This window comes from Paenibacillus sp. FJAT-27812, from assembly GCF_001273905.1.
In the GTDB taxonomy this organism is placed as follows: domain Bacteria; phylum Bacillota; class Bacilli; order Paenibacillales; family Paenibacillaceae; genus Pristimantibacillus.
This window is the reverse complement of sequence record NZ_LIGH01000001.1, coordinates 1,469,429-1,486,898: the sequence shown is the minus strand read 5'-3', so window position 1 is coordinate 1,486,898 and position 17,470 is coordinate 1,469,429. Positions and strand designations below refer to the sequence as shown.

Below are 17,470 nucleotides of genomic sequence, written 5' to 3'. Positions count from 1 at the left end.
GAGAAAGCGGCTTGAAAAAAGTGTCGTTACGCACAAAAGGGTTGATATTGATTGTTCTCATTTCTTTTATCCCGCTTTTGATTGCCGGGGTGGGCAACTATTCCGCAGTGAAGGAAGCGATGCTTCAATCGGAAATCGAGAAGACAAGCAGCCGGCAAAGCAATCGCGCTAACATTTTGGCGTCATGGATGGCTATTCGCAAGGCGGAGGTTGTCGTCATGAGCCGCACGGAAGTGGTGCGATTCGGTACGGATGAGGAGCGGCTTAATTATTTTGGGCGTGAGCTTATCCGCGGCGGATTCATCTATCACGCGATTGGCTTCGTCGACGAGAATGGACTCGGCCTGCGTACCGATGGCAGAAGGGTGGATATGAGCGGCGAGTCATTCTTCCAAGAGGCTATCAAAGGGGAGGTAGTCATTACAGACCCTGTAACGCCAACGTTCTCGGATACGAGGCAATCGCTTATCGTTGTCCCTGTTTATGGCGCCAAGAATGAAATAAAAGGGGTCGTATATGCTTCTTTCGTATTTTCGACGCTGCAGCCATTTATTGAATTTGCAGAAGAGAACTCGATCATTCGTTTATTCAATGACCGGGGCGGCATCCTTTATCATTCGGATGCCGATACGCAGACGCTTGCGAGCCTGTTCGATAAGCAGTCCCCCTTGCACCCGATTGCTAACAAATTGTTGGACTCGCAAGAGGGTATGACGAGCTTAACGATAGAAGGCAAGGATTACGCGGTCTTCCACACGAAGGTGAATGATACGCCATGGCGTTTTGCGCTGCAGGAGCCGATGTCGAAGCTGCAAGAGAAGATGAAGCCGATCTTTTGGCGGATTTTTACGACCATCGCCGTCTCGGAGGTCATCATTGTTATCTTTTTCTTTCTTTATTTTGAACGTATTGTTAAGCGCTTGGAGCGAATTCTTGTTGTGACGGAGCATGCTGCGGCTGGGCGCTTCGAGGCTGAGCACCTGGAGGTTGAGCCGCATGATGAGCTCGGTCAGCTAGGCCATTCCGTCAACGGCATGATGGAGCATCTGCAGGAAATGTTCGACCGGCTTGAGGCAATTATTAACCAGAACCAGTATGCTTTCATCGTGCTTGACGATCAATATAAAATTAGCTATTTGAACCAAACGGCAGAAGAGATGCTGGGCTATAAAAGCGAGGAACTGGCCGGGATCGCAACGCCGCTATTGTTCATGGATTTGGATGAAATTCGCGTGGAAGCGGAGAAGCTGTCCATTGAGCTTGGCAGGGAAGTGCAGCCTGGCATTGATCTCTTTAAGGAGCTTCGCGGACAGTCCTTCTCCTATGAGCGAGAGTGGACCTTTATACATAAAGACGGCACGCGGATTCCGACGCTGCACAGCTCGAATGGCTTGCGTGACCGGAATGGCCGCTTCTCGGGTGTCGTAGGCATGGTTTTGGATATTTCAGATCGCAAGCACATGGAGAAAACGCGCAACCGCTTGCTCGACATTGTGGAATCGGCAAAGGACTTGATCGCTTCCGTCAACTCCGACGGCAAAGTCGTCTATATGAATCGCGCCGGCAGAGAGATGTTAGGCCTGCAAGACGAGAATGACGGCGAATATACCGTTAAGCAGCATTCCCAGTCGGAGATGTATTCCGAGCTTGTGAATGGCGCTATGCTGGCTAAAGAATATGGCTTCTGGGAGAGCGGTGCGCAGCTGCTAAAGAGCAATGGCGAGACGGTGCATGTGTCGATGGTCGTCGTTGCCCATTTGGATGAAGATACGGGAGAGCTGTTTTTTTCCTGCATCGCCCGTGATATTTCCGAGCAGAAAATCGTGCAAGAGGAGCTTGTGCGCGCCACGCTTGAAGCGGAGGAGGCGAATCAGGCGAAGAGCCGGTTCCTTGCGCTGATGAGCCATGAGATTCGAACCCCGCTGAACGGAATCATAGGTTTGACGCAGTTGATGCGCAAGACCGGGCTTTCTGCGTCACAGAAGGATTATATGGATAAGATGAATACATCCTCCGAGACGCTCCTGCGCATTATTAATGATATTTTGGATTTCTCCAAAATCGAGGCAGGCAAGGTGGATATTGAACGTTTGCCGTTCCAGCCGGATGAGCTCATGCACCGCATAACTGACCAATTAAGCGTCTTTATGGGAGGCAAGGAGCAGTTCGAATTTATTGTCGATATGCCCGAGCACATGCCTCAGACGATCATTGGAGATGCGCTGCGGCTTGAGCAGGTTCTTCTCAACCTGTGCATGAATGCCATTAAGTTTACGAACCGGGGACGCGTGAGGATGAAGGTAGAGCTTGCGGAGGAATCGGATAAGGGGGTAAGCCTGCGGTTCAGCATCTCAGATACAGGCATCGGCATGAGCGCAGAGCAGGTGGACAAGCTGTTCAAGCCCTTTACGCAGGCGGATGGGTCAACGACCCGGAAGTTTGGCGGAACCGGCCTTGGTCTGGTCATTTCCAAAACGTTGGTTGAGCTGATGGGCGGCAGGCTAGAGGTTTCTAGCGAAGCCTACGTGGGCAGCCAGTTCTGCTTCACGCTGCCGTTCACCGTCATTCACAAGTATACGGAGCAGCGAAGCCGAGTTCGGCCGGATTTGAAGGAGCAGCTGGTGTGGATCGTAGAGGACGACGACGAGATGAGAGGGCATTGGAGCGAAATTATCGAATCCTTCGGCTTAACCCCTATCGCGTTCCATTCTTGGAAAATGGCCCGTGACCGCCTTCGCCGCATTGGAGCTGGCGCATTGCCGAGGCTCATCGTGCTGGATATGGAAATGCCGGATATGTATGGCGCGGAAACCTGGCTTGAGTTCCACAGCGATGCGGAAGCGGCTGGCGTGAAGACGATTGCGATGACAACTTCCTATGGGCGCGATGAGATGATGCAGCTGCCTGCCGAGCAAAGGCCGGTCACGCTGCTTATCAAGCCGATCATGCGCAAAGGCATGCTGCGCGCGATCGAAAGTGTCCTTGAGCAGAAGGGGGCAGGCGTAAGCGAGCAGGAAAGAGTGCCTCAAATTGTAGAGAAGAGGAGAAACGGTTCGAATACGCGCATTCTGTTAGCCGAGGACAATAAGATCAATCAATTGGTAGCGATTGAAATTTTGAAGGAGCAGGGCTACGAGGTAGGCTTAGCAGAGAATGGCGAGGAAGTGCTTCACAAGCTTATGGAAGAACACTGGGATCTGGTATTGATGGATATTCATATGCCGGTCATGGATGGCTCGGAAGCGGTTCGCTTAATTCGGACCCAGCCGATATACGATGATCTTCCTATTATTGCAGTGACTGCCAACGTTCTTCGCAACGATCATGAGCGTTACTTGAAGCTTGGCATGAACGATGTAGTGACCAAGCCGATCTCCTCGGATCGGCTGCATACGGTCATTGCCTATTGGCTGAAGAAGGGCAAAGAGCCAGTCGAGAAGACGGAGACGATGCATGAGGGTCATGCCAAGTCCAAGCGTTCCAATCTATCGGAAGCAGCAGAAGGCAGCTCGTTGCCGGTCATTGCCGGAATGGACGTGGCTGGCGCTCTGGCAAGAGTTAACGGCAAGCTTCCGATCCTGCTTCATATGATGGAGCAGTTCATGCTAGATTATGACTCTTTTGCCGATAAGCTGCGTATCGCGCTCAAAGATTCAGAGATAACGATAGTCAAGCGCATGGCACATACTTTAAAGGGAGCAGCGGGTTATTTGTCTGCTTATGAGTTGTTAGAGGCGGTATGCGAGGTGGAACGTATCGTTAAGCAGCCGCAGCTTGAAATAGAGACGCTTCATACGGCGATTGACCAACTGGAGTTGAAGCTGAAGCAGCTGTTGGCGGAACTTCGTTATGCTAAAGAAGTATTCGACAATAAATCCTAACAAATTTCTAACAAGTTGTTGTTCCTTTAATTTCCGTATTGTATAGTAGAGATACGTTAAATATTCGACAGAAATCTTCAATCCTCAAAAAGGGTGACGACAATGTATAAAGTTTTAGTTATTGAAGATGACGTCATGATGAGTGATATGCTGTCTATGTATTTATCAGAAGAAGGCTATTCCGTCATGCAAGCCTACAGAGCGGACGAAGGGTTGAAGCTCACGTCAGAGTTTGTGCCTGATTTGGTGCTGCTTGATTTGATTTTGCCCGATTTGGACGGTATGGAGGTTTGTTCACTCATTAGAAAGCGCTCTAACGTACCCATTATGATTCTTTCTATGAAGAGTGAAGTGTCTGAGCGGGTCCAAGCCTTGAAGGCTGGGGCAGATGACTACATGTGCAAGCCATTTAGCATGCATGAAATGACAGCTCGGGTAGAAGCGTTAATTCGTCGTTCGAATACGATGCAGGCAGAAACGAAGCAGCAATCTGCAGCAGCGGTAGAAGTGCTTGACGATCGTGAGCCGATCCAGCTTGATTTTGAAAGGCGTCTATTGCTTGTTCGAGGCCAACTCGTTGAGACAACCTTCTCGGAGTACGAGCTGATGAAGCTATTTCTAGCTTACCCCGGCAAGGTGTTCAGCAGGGAAGAACTAATAAATACGATTCGCGGCTTTGACTCCTTCGTGACAGACCGTGCCATCGACGTGCATATCGTCAATCTTCGCAAGAAGATCGAACAGAACCCGAAGGAACCAAGGTTGATCCGTACGGTTTGGGGATTCGGTTACAAGTATATGGCTGAGCATACAAGCAGCATGAGCCAAAGCTAATTACGGTTAAATTGTTTTTTCTCTTGAGGAACCATTTCGCGTCAGCGGAATGGTTCTTTTTTTTGTTTATAAGCAAGGTTGTTAAGGCAGTTATTAAATTATCTAACACTCTCCTAAAGATATCCCCTAAATTTTTCTAATGAATGTATGACAGAATGATTGTAACTTTAGAACTAGGACGGTGGTTGGAGGAAATGGATGCGTTGACCGGTTTGCCTGGTCGCAACGAAGCTTTTGCACAGCTTGAAGTGGCCGTAAATGTCGTACGTGCGACAGGTAAGCGTATGGTGGTGGCATTGGTCGATTTGGATCGGTTTTATCGCGTGAACGAAACAAAGGGAACGGAATTTGGCAATGATGTGCTGATCATCATGGGGAAGCGACTGGCTGATGCAAGAGCGGTTTCAACAACGGTGAGCAGGGTCGGAGGAAACCGGTTCTTGGTTGCGATGCCGGTTGAGCATGATGAGCATCAGAGCTTGCAAGCGGTAGAAGAAATAAAAAATGCGATCGAGCGTCCAATTGATGTCGATGGAACGGAGCTATATTTGACTACCAGTATCGGAGCGACATTATTTCCACAGGATGGACGGACCAGCGAGCAGCTGATTTGCCGGGCGGAGTCGGCCTTATACCAATCCAAGGAACAAGGCGGCAACCGGGCGAGGTTTTATAATACGGAGGACACCATTCATCTTAACCGGCGCATCGATATCGAAGCGGCGCTTAGGCCGGCACTATATTTGCAGCAGTTCCACCTCAGCTATCAGCCGATCTATCGGATCAGCGATGGCAAGCTGAGAGGATTCGAAGCGCTGATTCGCTGGCATCACGAGGAGCTGGGCGAGATTACGCCTTCGGAATTTATCCCCATTGCCGAGCATAGCGGCCTGATCGTTCCTATCGGTGAATGGGTGCTGCGGGAATCATGCAGAATGCATGCAAATATGAGTGAATACAGCCTCAATAATTTGATAATGTCGATAAATGTATCGCCATTGCAGCTGCAGAATACAACTTTTTCCCAGATGATTCTAAACGCGCTAAAGGAGCATAAGCTGGACCCTTCCTGCTTTGAGCTCGAAATTACGGAAAATACGATGATGAACTCCTCGGATGTGGCCTTGTCCAATCTCAGCTGGCTGCGCGCGGCAGGCGTGCGCATCGTGCTTGATGATTTTGGCGCCGGCTACTCTTCTCTATCGAATTTAAAGCAACTTCCGGTTCAAGCCCTGAAGATCGATAAGTCATTCATCAAACAGATTGATCGGCATAGTGCGGAACGGGTTATCGTCGAAGGCATAATTAAGCTTGTTCATAAGCTGGGACTTGAGGTTATCGCCGAGGGTGTCGAATACAAGGAGCAATTTGAGCTGCTGAGCGAATGGGGCTGCAATTACGTGCAGGGATATCTGCTCGGCAAACCGCAGGAGCCTGATGTGCTTGACCTGTCTATGATTCGGCACTCGAGTGTTACAACAGAGAAATAGACCAAAAGGGGTATTGTCCAGTGAAACGATTCCGTATGCGAAACAATTTCCGATTCATGAAACCAAACATTCGTTTGCAGATCATGCTGCTATGTTTGTCGCTCTTGCTTATACCTAGCCTTTTAGTTAGCGCCCTCAGCTATGAATCCGCGGTGAAGGGGCTTGATAGCGGCGGTCAGAAACAGCTTAAAAACAGTGTGAAAAGCACGATTGGTTTAATCGCAATGCTGGATTCGCAGGTGAAATCGGGCGCGATTGATCGCGCAGCGGCAGAGGAATTCGTGAAGGTGTCGATGCTCGGTCCGAAGGATGCAGCAGGCAAGCGGCCTATCAACAAAAATATTGACCTTGGTAAAAATGGTTATCCTTTTGCTTTTGACACTGATTCCATCATGGTGGCTCATCCGAGTACGGAAGGCACTAGCCTTATTGGGCTGAAGAACAGTCATGGCGAGCTTGCAGTCGATTCGGAGCTGGGGCTTCCCATTACAGAATCTTTCCTCAAGAAAGCGGAATCCGGCGGCGGATTTGTTTATTATGATTGGACGCTTCCGGGTACGGAGGATGAAATGGCGTCTAAAGTTATTTATTTGGAGAAGGACCCGCACTGGGGCTGGATTGTGGCTTCAGGCACGTATATGATGGATTTTAATCAAAGCGCCAATCAAATCATTAAAGTGACAGTCGTTACGTTGTTGATCACGATTGTAGTCGGAATAGCAGCGGCAATGCTCTTTACCCGCCGTTTGACGAAGCCGATTAAGCAGGTTTCAAAGCTCGCAAATGAGGTAGCGCTGGGAAATCTGCAAATCGAGCCTATCGTATGCAAGCGCCAAGACGAGGTAGGCCTGCTTGCAAATAGCTTTAATGCTATGGTGGTCCAGTTGAAGACGCTCGTGGGCGAGGTTGGTCGGAGCGTCGATCAGGTAGCCTCATCCTCCGAGGAGCTGATGGCTAGCGGCGAGCAAACGAGTGAGGCAAGCGAGCATATTGCCTATACGATCCAGATGGTTGCTGACGGAGCGGAGAGGCAATCAGCTACCGCAGAGCAAAGCTATCAGGTTATTCATGGCATGTCTGCGAGCGTAAGGCAAATTGCGGACAGCACAGACCAAGTATCGCATTTGGCCAAGAAAACATCCGATAAAGCAATAGAAGGAAGCGAGGCGCTTTCGCTGGCTGTTTCTCAAATGGAAACGATAGAGCAATCCTTTAATAGTCTTGCTTCAGCGGTTCAAGGGCTGGGCACTCGCTCTAATGAAATTGTTAGAATGGTACAAGTCATATCCGACATCTCCGCGCAAACGAATCTGCTCGCGCTTAACGCTTCGATCGAAGCGGCAAGGGCAGGCGAGCATGGAAAAGGGTTTGCGGTTGTAGCAGGCGAGGTACGTAAGCTTGCGGAGCAAACGCGGGAGTCCAGCGAGCACATTGCTAAAGTCGTAATGGCAGTTGGCACGGAGACAGAGCGCGTCGTGCTTGCGATGAATGAAGCGGGCAACGTGGTGTCCGGCGGTATTGATGCCGTTGAGGGTGCAGGACGCATGTTCGGCTCGATACGGGATGAGGTTATGCAGGTTGCCCAGCAAATCGATGAGGTGTCAGAAGCGGCAACAGGCATTGCAGCAGGCACGGAGCAAGTCATGCAGTCTATAAAAGAGGTTGTCGATATAGCGGTGGAGGGTGCCTCAGGAACGCAGACGGTGGCTGCCGCCGCGCAGCAGCAGACTGCCTCTATGGAAGAAATAGCAGCGGCGTCTGCTATGCTTGCCAATATGGCGGAGCACCTGCAAAAGGAAATTTTGAGGTTCAAGGTATAGCTGATAATAGCGGCAAGAATGCCCCGGCAGCGATAGGAACTGGCTGCGGGGCATTCTTTTTTTTTACACGCCGGAAGGGGCAAAAGTATAAAAGACCTGACAAGGCACATGAAGCGTGCGCGATCAGGTCTTTTTTCTATCGTTATTCAGCATACTTCAAGATAAAGCTTCGTGCCGTCGTTATACTGGAAAATGGCTACATCACGTACCATTTCTACCGATTTAATTCTTCTCCACTTTTTGCGGAAATCAAAATCCAATTCCAATTCGTACAATTTATGATGAAGCAATTCTAAGGATGCGGATTGTTCGTTAGGATAATAAACAGGGACAGAGCGACTTTTGAAGGTAACGATTTTCATCATTTCCTATAACACCTCCGATCAATTTCCCCTATTCTAACGTAAACCTTTTAGCCTCTTATGAATCTCTCGTCAGGATTTTGTTTATTTTGCATACACTTTTCTAACATATTCGACTTTTTCTGCATGTGTTAGCTGGAATAGCTGCTGTACTTCTTCTTATAATAGCCATGTCCGCGATGCGGACGACGATATTGGCTATTCCGGTAATCGCTGCTGCTGTAACGGCGATGACGATGCTGCTTGCGTCCCATTAATGAATATAATAAACGTTTGAGAAGATGTTTTAACATATTTGCAGCCCCCTAAAGAGAGTTTTTGAAAAAAACGGAATGCAATGCCCATATTTGTTGAAACATTGCATGGATCGAAAGCGTACGCTCTCATATGGAAGTAGTACGAATTTTTATCGTCAAAGTTTCTGCAAGGCGGATAATCGACAACAGCAATAGCTTCTGGGGGTAAAATAAAGATGTGGACTTTAGTGGCGAGCAAATGTAAGGATATGATCAGCCATTGGCGGGATTATCCGCTTCCAAACGGAAAGCTTTGGTTGGGACGATACCGCATTGAACACTTTATCGGGAGGGGCAGCTATGGCCAAGCCTATGCATGCACCGATATGGTCACGGGTCATCAGGTTTTACTCAAACGCAGCATGCCCAGCAAGAAAGAAACCGGCAAATGGCTGCTGGAGCGGGAAAGCTTGATTTTGCAGCAATTAAAGCATCCCCAAATTCCAAAGTGGCTCCGTTATGTGAAGCAAGGCCGCCATGCAGCGCTTGTTATGGAGCTGGTAGCTGGCGATAATTTGGAGCATAAGCTGATGGAGCAGGGCGAAATATATTCGCTAAAACAATCGTTAACCGTCATTAAGGAGCTGTTGCAGCCGCTTGCTTATTTGCACCAAGCCGGATACGTGCACCGTGACGTACGTATTCCGAATGTGATGGACCAAGGCGGCCGTTTGTATTTAATCGACTATGGGCTCTCCTGCCGCATCGGGGAGCAGCTGCCAGCAGAGCTGCGCTCGGCGCTTAAGGAAATGGAGCCAATTGAAAACGATAACGGTCGGAGCAGCAGCTGGTCAGGCGCCAAGCGCCATATGAGGCGGCCTGAACCTGCTAGCGATTTGTTTGGACTCGGGCATTTGTTTCTATTCATGATGTATGCAGGCTACGAATACCGCGAAGGGCAACCGGAGCTTAGCTGGGAGGAGGAGCTGGAGCTTCCGCCGACCGTGAAGATGTTCGTGCGCAGACTGCTCCAGCAAAGCGAGCCGGGATGGCAATCCGCCGAGCATTGCAAGCAGGAGCTTGAGCGGCTTATTGCAGCTTTGCCGGATTAATTAGCTGAGCGATAGCGTACGTATCAGTTCTTTAAAGCTTTGGTTGCTTCCAACATAGTAGATGATTGCAATAAGGGTCAGATGAAGCGGGTAAAAGCTTCGCCACACCAAACGTGGTATTTTCACTTTGTCAGCGCTGCGCATGAAGTCGGGCAAAAATACGATCAGTACAGTGGCAAAGATGCTAAAAGCTTGAATGAACCAGCCCTTTATCAGAAAGCTTACCACGTTCAGCGAGAAGTGAAACAAAGCAAACCAGTGAACCTGAGCATAGCGATAGATGAGTACGAGCAGAAGGACGTAAGCACCGTAGCTAAACGGTAAAAATTCCAGCAATCCAGCGAAGACAGCAGCTAGAAGGCATTGAAGGGGGAGGCGTCCTCTCCATTTATCAAGAAGGTATAAAAGCAGCAGGCATACAAACAACGAGCCTACGGTATTGACTTCAAGCCGATGAAAGGCAAATTGATAGGGAAGCTGCGAGAGAAGCGCGATCCATGCGACTCTCTTCAAATAAAGCTGAACGTTTTTGGTTCGATAATAGCCAAGCACAATTGCGAATGCATAGAAGGGCAGCGCCAGCCGTCCAATGATTCGCCATGCCATATAATCAGGGAACCATACGAGCCCAATATGATCGATAAGCATCGTAAGCATCGCCAAAAATTGTATGGAAACCACCTTCATTCTCTCGTTTTGCACCCAGTATAGCACAAAGAATACGAGAGAATATGAACAAGGAAGACCTCCAAGCCGCTTTGCGCGAATAAGGAGGTCTTCGTTGGTTGATTTTGAGCCGGCTATAGGCCTGCGTTCTTTTGGAGCCGCCGTGCAATTTCAATAAAGTCCTCTTGAGAGATGCCCGGCGCGAACTCCTCCGGCACCTCGCTCAAATCAGGCATCGGCGCACCCTGCGGGGAGCCTTGAATGACCTCGAGCTGAGCGCCGGTAAGCGGATTTTGGCCGTTCCAAATGAGGACGATGTCCTTGTAGTCGTTCGGACTGAATGTATACAGCTTATTGCCGAGCCCCATAGCCTCATATTTTCGCGCCGTTTCAAAGCTATTATTGCTAAGATCCGGTATCGGAATGAGCCTCTTCACGTCAACGCCCGTTGCGATTTCCAGCGCTTTGGCGTAAGCCAGCACATGTACGCCGCCTCTAACAAGCAGGTATCCGATCATTGCGCGAGCTGTCGGATGGTCGGTCATCTCGTAGACGCGCATTTTATGCGTTCGCGCCCCGCACTCCAAGAAGAAATTATGGAGCAGGTCAAGCACGAGGTTCCCGCTGCTGAACACGTTATCACCCGTCCAAGCGCGGCCCATTGAATCGCCGGGCAAGGAGGTTTGAGCGGTCTGGATAAAAAAGTAGCTGTTTCGCTTATTGACTCCCTCCCTCAGCGGCGTTGAATTCGGGTCGCCCGTAGTCGTCGTCCCAGTAAGTACCATATTAATTGCTGTGGAAACAAGCTCCACATGGCCAAACTCCTCAGCCGTAATGCTGGATACAAGATCATAGAACGGCTTCAGCTTCTTTTTCTCGCGAAAATTAAAGGATTGGTACATGTAGTTGTTTAATGTCGACATCTCGCCAAACTTCCCGCCAAGCAGCTCCTGCACCGCTGCCGCAGCATTCGCATCCGCATAAGGGGAAGGCGGTAGCTCGATCTGAAGCCGGTTTATTCGTTCGATCATGAGCATGCTCACCTCTTTTCATCGACAATTCCATTTATTCATGTCTATGACAGCTTTCGCTACCGTAGACCGTCGGTGTCAAAAGGGACAGCCTATTGTCGAATGGACAGAGGTTCTAAAGGTACTTATTCAAGCTACAAAAGCGTAATGACTAGGAGCTCGTAGAGAACGAGCGGGAGTACGGCGCTGTAGGGATTCATAAAGGCGCGTGGATCACTCATCGTGCATTGCAAATACAAAATACAATTATCGATGTGCATAATCGTCCCCTCAAAGACATGGCCATCCACCGTTTGGACGCACACATATTTATGCATGTGACCGCCGCACTTGCCCATTACGCGATCGCGAATCTCCATAACCATAGCCGTATGCTTCGGCTCAGCTTCATAGAGTATCGGCGCGGTATTCTCCTTGCCCATTTGCCCCATAACCGGCTTTTTGCCCATATTGCCGGCACTTGGCATGCCGCCCATTTGCCCCATGTTGCCCATGTTGCCGGCGTTAGGCATGCCGCCCATTTGCCCCATGTTGCCCATGTTGCCGGCATTCGGCATACCGCCCATTTGCCCCATCTGGCCCATGTTGCCRGCGTTAGGCATGCCGCCCATTTGCCCCATGTTGCCCATATTGCCGGCGTTAGGCATGCCGCCCATTTGCCCCATCTGGCCCATGTTGCCGGCATTCGGCATGCCGCCCATTTGCCCCATGTTGCCCATATTGCCGGAGTTAGGCATGCCACTCATCTGCCCCATCTGGCCCATGTTGCCGGCATTCGGCATACCGCTCATCTGTCCCATACTGCCCATATTGCCCATATTGCCTAAGTTCGGCATATTTCCCATGTTGCCGATACTGCCCATGTTCGTCATATTTTCTGCCAAGCCAAAGACCTCCATTCGAATGGTATGACATATAGGTATGCAGGAGCGAGTCGTGTCATACAAAAAATGGGATAGTCAAATTCCAACGTTTGGCGGGTGCCACTCGTCCATACCACTCTCTCAACTTTGCATAGAATAGAGTAAGTTCGAGAGGGAGGGGGGGATAGAAATGTCCGCCAAATTGAAACTGAAGGTTCAAAGTGTTAAATCTGCACGCAAATCATCCAGCCGCGCACGCATCTCTTCTGACTGCAAATGCAAAGACGATCATAAAAGCTGTGGCCGCAGACAGGATCCAGCAGTCGAAGCTATGCAAGAAGCAGGAAAAGAGCTAAGCGATATTTTCAGGCAATTGAAAGACGAACGCACTGCGGAAATGCTTGTCAGAGCTATTCGCTGCCGTGATGCAAGAGCGATCCAGCACCTGCTTGACTGCCACTGCCGTGTCGTCCACTTCTTCTGTACGCGTGATAAAGATTGTGTAAGAATTTGCTGCTCATTCGGAAGAAATCATGATGTAACGGTTACGTTCGATATTTGCGTAAGAAGAGTATTCGATGAGCGCCGCCGTAATTTCTGGTAATTGTATTCCACAAGAAGAACTGTCCGGGCTAGTTGGGCGGTTCTTTTTTTGTTGATTGGCGTATATCACAGCGGCTGCGCAAGGCGCATACGTTATAGGAGTGAGAGCTTAAGAAGGAACAAGCAGGGAGGGGAATCGGATGCCGCGAATACCTAATTTTCCGCAAGCATTGCTCGAAGAACACAAAGTATGGCATCATGCGAACCATTTGGTTCCTGGGACAGTGCCGCCGCCGGGTTATGGAGATCGCTTTCTGCGCTTTCATCGGGACTTTATTAATCGGGTCTATAGCTGGTATGACTCTATGGGCTACGATCGAAGAATGGTTGCGGGATGGAATCAGGTTCCGGAAGGCATTCGCCGTTCCAGGTGTTTCGATGCGGGAGCGGAGCAGAGAGTGCAGTTCGATCCGCAATCGTTTACGTCTGTCGATCAGCTGGGCAGCTTTATTGAAAGTAATCTGCACGGGTGCTTTCATGAAATGGCGGCGCGGATCTACAACCAGCCTGAGCTGAATGACTTTGACCTGGCGCCGCGCAATACCGAGTTTTATAACATCCACGGACTAATTGATCAGTGGTACACCAATTGGGAGCGGACATGGGGAGTTCGCGGGCAAGAAGGCGAAAGCGCCGCACGGACTAAGTACAGCCATGCAGCGCCTGAAGCACGTTCGCATAAAAAGAATAATCGCGAGGCACGAATTGATTCGCTTGTACAAGGCGAGAAACGCGCGATAGCTGCCCGGACTGCGCGTCAAGCTCGACGCCAATCGCAGACACCTCGGATAATGAGCCTTCGAACATCGCAATCAGCTCATCCAAATCGGCCTCGTACACGCCGGCCACTTCTTCTGGCTGGAGCTTCAGTTCAGTCAAAGGCACTTCGCAAACGAGCGCAAAAACGTCGCTGACCTCACGGTCGATGAAGGGCTTGCCGTTTACTTCGCCATGGGCATCTTCTCGTATTTGCCCGAGCGGGATAAGCTGCTCGAATGAGGCGCTTACGCCGAGCTCTTCCTCCAGCTCGCGCATTGCTTCGCGAAGGGTCTCGCCTGCGGCAAAATGACCGGCAGCTGTAATATCGAAGCAGCCTGGATTCGTATCCTTGCTGGCCTGGCGCAGCTGGAACCGCACGAATCGGCGGTTCTCCTCGCGCCGAGTCAGCCAGCAATGGAAGGTCCGATGCCAATAGCCCTGCGCATGCGTCTCCGCGCGCGTCGCCGTGCCAAGCGGCCGAAGCTGCTCGTCATAGATGTCGAACAGCTCCTCAGCCATGTGCGGCAGCCTCAAGCTGGGACGTGCAGTGCTTGCAGCGCGTAGCTTTCACCGGCACCTTAGACAAGCAGTAAGGGCACTCTTTCTCCGTTACCTCTACGGGAGTTTCTTGTTTTTTCTCGCTGCGACGCAGAACATTGATGACTTTGACAAGCAGGAAGATACAGAAAGCGACGATCAAAAAGTCGAGCATGACGTTGATGAATTGACCGTAATTAATGTATGGTGCCGTGGTCGGGTCCTTTAGCGCATCTATTTCTGTTTTAGAATAAAGAGGTATCTTTAAATCCTTAAAATCAACCCCACCGAGTATCCTGCCGATAGGCGGCATAATAATGTCATTGACGAGCGAGGTGACGATTTTGCCGAACGCTCCTCCGATAATGACACCGACAGCTAGGTCGATGACATTGCCTTTCATCGCAAATTCTTTAAATTCCTTGATGATTTTCATTGCATTTCCTCCTAAAAATGTTGTGAAACAAAACGGGCTGCCTTACATAAGTCTATTATTATATCATCTAGTATTGCCCTTTTTGACTTCTGTCATCCTATCATAATAGCCGAAGACGAGACGAAGAGAAACAGCCTCTAGCATTATGACAGCATCATGCAAAAATTTGCACAAAAAAGAGAGGGTTTTATTGAAAATTGTCGAACTTTACTACTAGTAAGTAAATTTATGGATATTCAAGGAGTCTTATGACCCAATCTATTATTATTGGAAATCCTTACTATTTAGTGTTGTCTATTATTATCATGTGCTTTGCCGCTTATACGATGGTCAACATGATTGAGCAGCCGCAGCTGCGTGAACGGGTAACCGGATTTAACTGGCTGATTGGCGGGGCCTTCGTATTTGGACTCGGGCTATGGACGATGCATGTCGTATCTTTGCTTGCTTCCGATTATCGAATGCTTATGGATTGGAGCATGCTGCTTGTACTAATCGTGTGCGCGATTATCGTTTATTGTGCATTATCTGTATTAAGGAAACAGGAGCTTGTGCGAGGGCGCTATTTGTTTAGTGCTCTATTAATGGCGCTTGGAGCTACGACGCTGCAATATATGTCGATGCTGTCCGATTCCATTATTATTTTAAAAATGAATTGGCTGCTCTATTTGCTCTCTTACGCTGTTAGTTTCATCGGTGCTTATATTGCATTCCGAAGGCTTGAGACCAAGACGCGAATGTACAAGCTCAAGAGCTGCCTTTCGCTTGGCATCTCCAGCATGGTGATGCATCAGATTAGCCTGTACGCGCTAAAGGTCGATTACAACGACATTTTATCAACGGACTTATTAAACGAATATATGCGGATGCTTGCCTTCTTGCTCGGGCTGTCCACTTTAATCATTCTTAGCTTTAGTCTGACGACTTGGCTAAATGCGAGCAAATACAGCCAGATCGATGAGCGGTACAAGCTTCTTGTCGAGAACTCAATGGATACAATTGCCTTGATCAGCAACAGCAAATGGGAATTTATGAACAGTGCCGGCCTGCGTATGTTCGAGGTGCAGTCGGAGAATGAAATTATCGGAACAAGCATATTCGAACTCTTGGACGAGAAGCACCATCTTGAGATGGCGGAATGGATGGCTGCAGGACAAGCGGGTGAGGACGCGCCGAACAAGCCGATTGAGCTGCAATGGCTGTCGGTTCAAGGCAAGCTCCTCCATACGGAAATGGTCAGGGCTAGCTCCGCTTTTTCGGGAAAGCAGATTGTGCAGGTTATTATTCGGGACATCTCCGAACGGAAAAAGAACGAGGAGCTGCTGATTAACTCAGAGAAGCTCTACGTAGCAGGCCAGCTGGCTGCCGGCATCGCCCATGAGATTCGTAACCCGCTTACCTCGTTAAAAGGTTTTTTGCAGCTCCTTTCAACCGGCAGAGGCAACAGCAGCAACTTCTACGAGATTATGAAGTCCGAGCTTGTTCGGATTGAATCCATCGTCAGTGAATTGCTTATGCTCTCCAAGCCTCAAATTTATGAGTTTGTTTATAAGGATTCGCGCCAAATCATGTCGGAGACGGTAAACCTGCTGGATACGCAGGCCATCTTGCACAACGTCGTGATTGAGTTCCATGCCGATTATCGGCCACTATGGGTTTTTGGCGTGGAAAATCAATTGAAGCAAGTGTTTATTAACGTACTTAAAAATGCGATCGAAGCGATGCCTAGCGGAGGCGTGGTTACGATTAATATGTCGCTGGATGAAGCTCGCGGGGTATTGATACGAATCAAGGATGAAGGCTCGGGTATTCCGACGGAGCAGCTGTCCAAGATCGGGCAGCCATTTTATACGACAAAGGATAAAGGAACGGGATTAGGCTTAATGGTTACCTACAAAATTGTGGACAACCATCAGGGACATATCTCGGCGGAGACCCAGATGGGCGTAGGAACGACCTTTATTATTCAATTGCCCTACAAGGAACAGCCTGTGGTTGAAACCTAAATTTGAAGCTGCCGTAATATGCTTAAGCAGTGAGGATTTACGATATTTGGAGTGGGGGTTGATTGGATGTTTAATCGTTTTTTGGCGAGTATCGGTATTGGTTCCGCGAAGATCGATACGGTATTAGAGAAGGCTCGTTATGCACCCGGTGAAGAGGTTCGCGGTATTATAAAGATTCAAGGCGGCAGCGTGGAGCAGCGCATTGAGACGATACAGCTGTCAGTCATGACCGAATATATAAAAGAGAGCAACGATACAAAAATGACGCATCACGGCGAAATTGGACGCTATCATGTTAGCGCGCCTTTCACGCTGCAAGCAGGAGAGAGCCGCGAGGTTCCGTTCTCCTTCCAGCTTCCGCATCAAACTCCGCTTACGATTGGCCGGGCGCCGGTATGGGTGAAGACGGAGCTTGACGTTCGCGGCGGCGTTGATCCAGGCGATAATGACCGCATCGAAGTTGTTCCGACCGCTCCGATGAATACGGTGCTGGAGGCGCTGAATCTGCTGGGCTTCCGCTTGCGCAAGGCGGAGTGCGAGTATTCCTCCCGTCTTGGCGGCAAAATGCCGTTTATTCAAGAGCTGGAGTTCGTGCCGACTACGCAGTTCCGCGGGCAGCTCGATGAGCTTGAGGTTATGTTCTACCCGTCGGATCGCGAGCTGGAGCTGGTGCTGCAGATCGATCGCCGTGCGCGCGGCTTATCCAGTTTTTTTGCGGAGGCGATGGATATGGATGAGTCTTTCGTACGCGCTCGCTTCACGAATGAACAGCTGGCGGCCGGTTCAAATGCGATAGCCAATCAGCTTTCCGGCATCATTTCGCGTTATGCATAA

15 protein-coding genes are annotated in these 17,470 nt (G+C 49.6%); 8 read left to right on the top strand and 7 right to left on the bottom strand.

What is annotated here, in order from left to right; genetic code table 11:
- The first annotated feature begins 20 nt into the window (after nt 1-20).
- The 4 genes from ADU23_RS06275 to ADU23_RS06260 all read left to right on the top strand — a co-directional run bounded on the left by ADU23_RS06275 (nt 21) and on the right by ADU23_RS06260 (nt 8,025).
- On the top strand, nt 21-3,881 hold the full coding sequence (locus ADU23_RS06275) for a response regulator (protein WP_231637580.1): 3,861 nt from the start codon (nt 21-23) through the stop codon (nt 3,879-3,881).
- Nucleotides 3,882-3,983: 102 nt separating this feature from the next.
- Nucleotides 3,984-4,715: a response regulator transcription factor gene (locus tag ADU23_RS06270; protein ID WP_053372960.1), complete on the top strand. Its 732-nt coding sequence runs from the start codon at nt 3,984-3,986 to the stop codon at nt 4,713-4,715.
- Between the two features lie 194 nt (nt 4,716-4,909).
- Nucleotides 4,910-6,205: a putative bifunctional diguanylate cyclase/phosphodiesterase gene (locus ADU23_RS06265; RefSeq protein WP_053372959.1), complete on the top strand. Its 1,296-nt coding sequence runs from the start codon at nt 4,910-4,912 to the stop codon at nt 6,203-6,205.
- Between the two features lie 20 nt (nt 6,206-6,225).
- Nucleotides 6,226-8,025, top strand: coding sequence for a methyl-accepting chemotaxis protein (locus ADU23_RS06260; RefSeq protein WP_053372958.1), 1,800 nt, complete (start codon nt 6,226-6,228; stop codon nt 8,023-8,025).
- Nucleotides 8,026-8,171: 146 nt separating this feature from the next.
- Here ADU23_RS06260 and ADU23_RS06255 read toward each other — a convergent pair whose 3' ends face one another.
- On the bottom strand, nt 8,172-8,390 hold the full coding sequence (locus tag ADU23_RS06255) for a hypothetical protein (protein ID WP_053372957.1): 219 nt from the start codon (nt 8,388-8,390) through the stop codon (nt 8,172-8,174).
- Between the two features lie 128 nt (nt 8,391-8,518).
- Nucleotides 8,519-8,680, bottom strand: coding sequence for a hypothetical protein (locus ADU23_RS33130; protein ID WP_176707789.1), 162 nt, complete (start codon nt 8,678-8,680; stop codon nt 8,519-8,521).
- 179 nt (nt 8,681-8,859) lie between these two features.
- Between ADU23_RS33130 and ADU23_RS06250 the strand changes: the two genes are divergently transcribed.
- Nucleotides 8,860-9,735, top strand: coding sequence for a serine/threonine protein kinase (locus ADU23_RS06250; protein WP_053372956.1), 876 nt, complete (start codon nt 8,860-8,862; stop codon nt 9,733-9,735).
- Here the strand turns inward: ADU23_RS06250 and ADU23_RS06245 are convergent, their stop codons facing one another.
- The 3 genes from ADU23_RS06245 to ADU23_RS31760 all read right to left on the bottom strand — a co-directional run bounded on the left by ADU23_RS06245 (nt 9,736) and on the right by ADU23_RS31760 (nt 12,316).
- A complete protein-coding gene (locus ADU23_RS06245; protein ID WP_157265648.1) occupies nt 9,736-10,422 on the bottom strand; it encodes a TraX family protein in 687 nt (228 codons plus the stop codon).
- A 113-nt stretch (nt 10,423-10,535) separates the two neighbouring features.
- Nucleotides 10,536-11,432 carry a manganese catalase family protein gene (locus tag ADU23_RS06240; RefSeq protein WP_053372954.1) on the bottom strand — a complete coding sequence of 299 codons (897 nt, stop codon included), beginning with the start codon at nt 11,430-11,432 and terminating at the stop codon, nt 10,536-10,538.
- A gap of 134 nt (nt 11,433-11,566) precedes the next feature.
- Nucleotides 11,567-12,316: a hypothetical protein gene (locus tag ADU23_RS31760; RefSeq protein ID WP_063845952.1), complete on the bottom strand. Its 750-nt coding sequence runs from the start codon at nt 12,314-12,316 to the stop codon at nt 11,567-11,569.
- Nucleotides 12,317-12,485: 169 nt separating this feature from the next.
- Here ADU23_RS31760 and ADU23_RS06230 point away from each other — a divergent pair, with 169 nt between their 5' ends.
- The gene (locus tag ADU23_RS06230) at nt 12,486-12,899 is read left to right on the top strand and encodes a hypothetical protein (RefSeq protein ID WP_053372953.1); all 414 of its coding nucleotides are present in this window, start codon (nt 12,486-12,488) and stop codon (nt 12,897-12,899) included.
- A 641-nt stretch (nt 12,900-13,540) separates the two neighbouring features.
- Here ADU23_RS06230 and ADU23_RS06225 read toward each other — a convergent pair.
- Nucleotides 13,541-14,176 carry an NUDIX hydrolase gene (locus tag ADU23_RS06225; protein WP_053372952.1) on the bottom strand — a complete coding sequence of 212 codons (636 nt, stop codon included), beginning with the start codon at nt 14,174-14,176 and terminating at the stop codon, nt 13,541-13,543.
- The gene (gene mscL / locus ADU23_RS06220; RefSeq protein WP_053372951.1) at nt 14,169-14,630 is read right to left on the bottom strand and encodes a large-conductance mechanosensitive channel protein MscL; all 462 of its coding nucleotides are present in this window, start codon (nt 14,628-14,630) and stop codon (nt 14,169-14,171) included. Before mscL ends, ADU23_RS06225 begins: the two co-directional genes overlap by 8 nt.
- Nucleotides 14,631-14,878: 248 nt before the next feature.
- On the opposite strand from mscL, the gene ADU23_RS06215 reads away from it, so the two are divergent.
- A complete protein-coding gene (locus ADU23_RS06215) occupies nt 14,879-16,636 on the top strand; it encodes an ATP-binding protein (protein ID WP_053372950.1) in 1,758 nt (585 codons plus the stop codon).
- A 66-nt stretch (nt 16,637-16,702) separates the two neighbouring features.
- The gene (locus tag ADU23_RS06210) at nt 16,703-17,470 is read left to right on the top strand and encodes a sporulation protein (RefSeq protein ID WP_053372949.1); all 768 of its coding nucleotides are present in this window, start codon (nt 16,703-16,705) and stop codon (nt 17,468-17,470) included.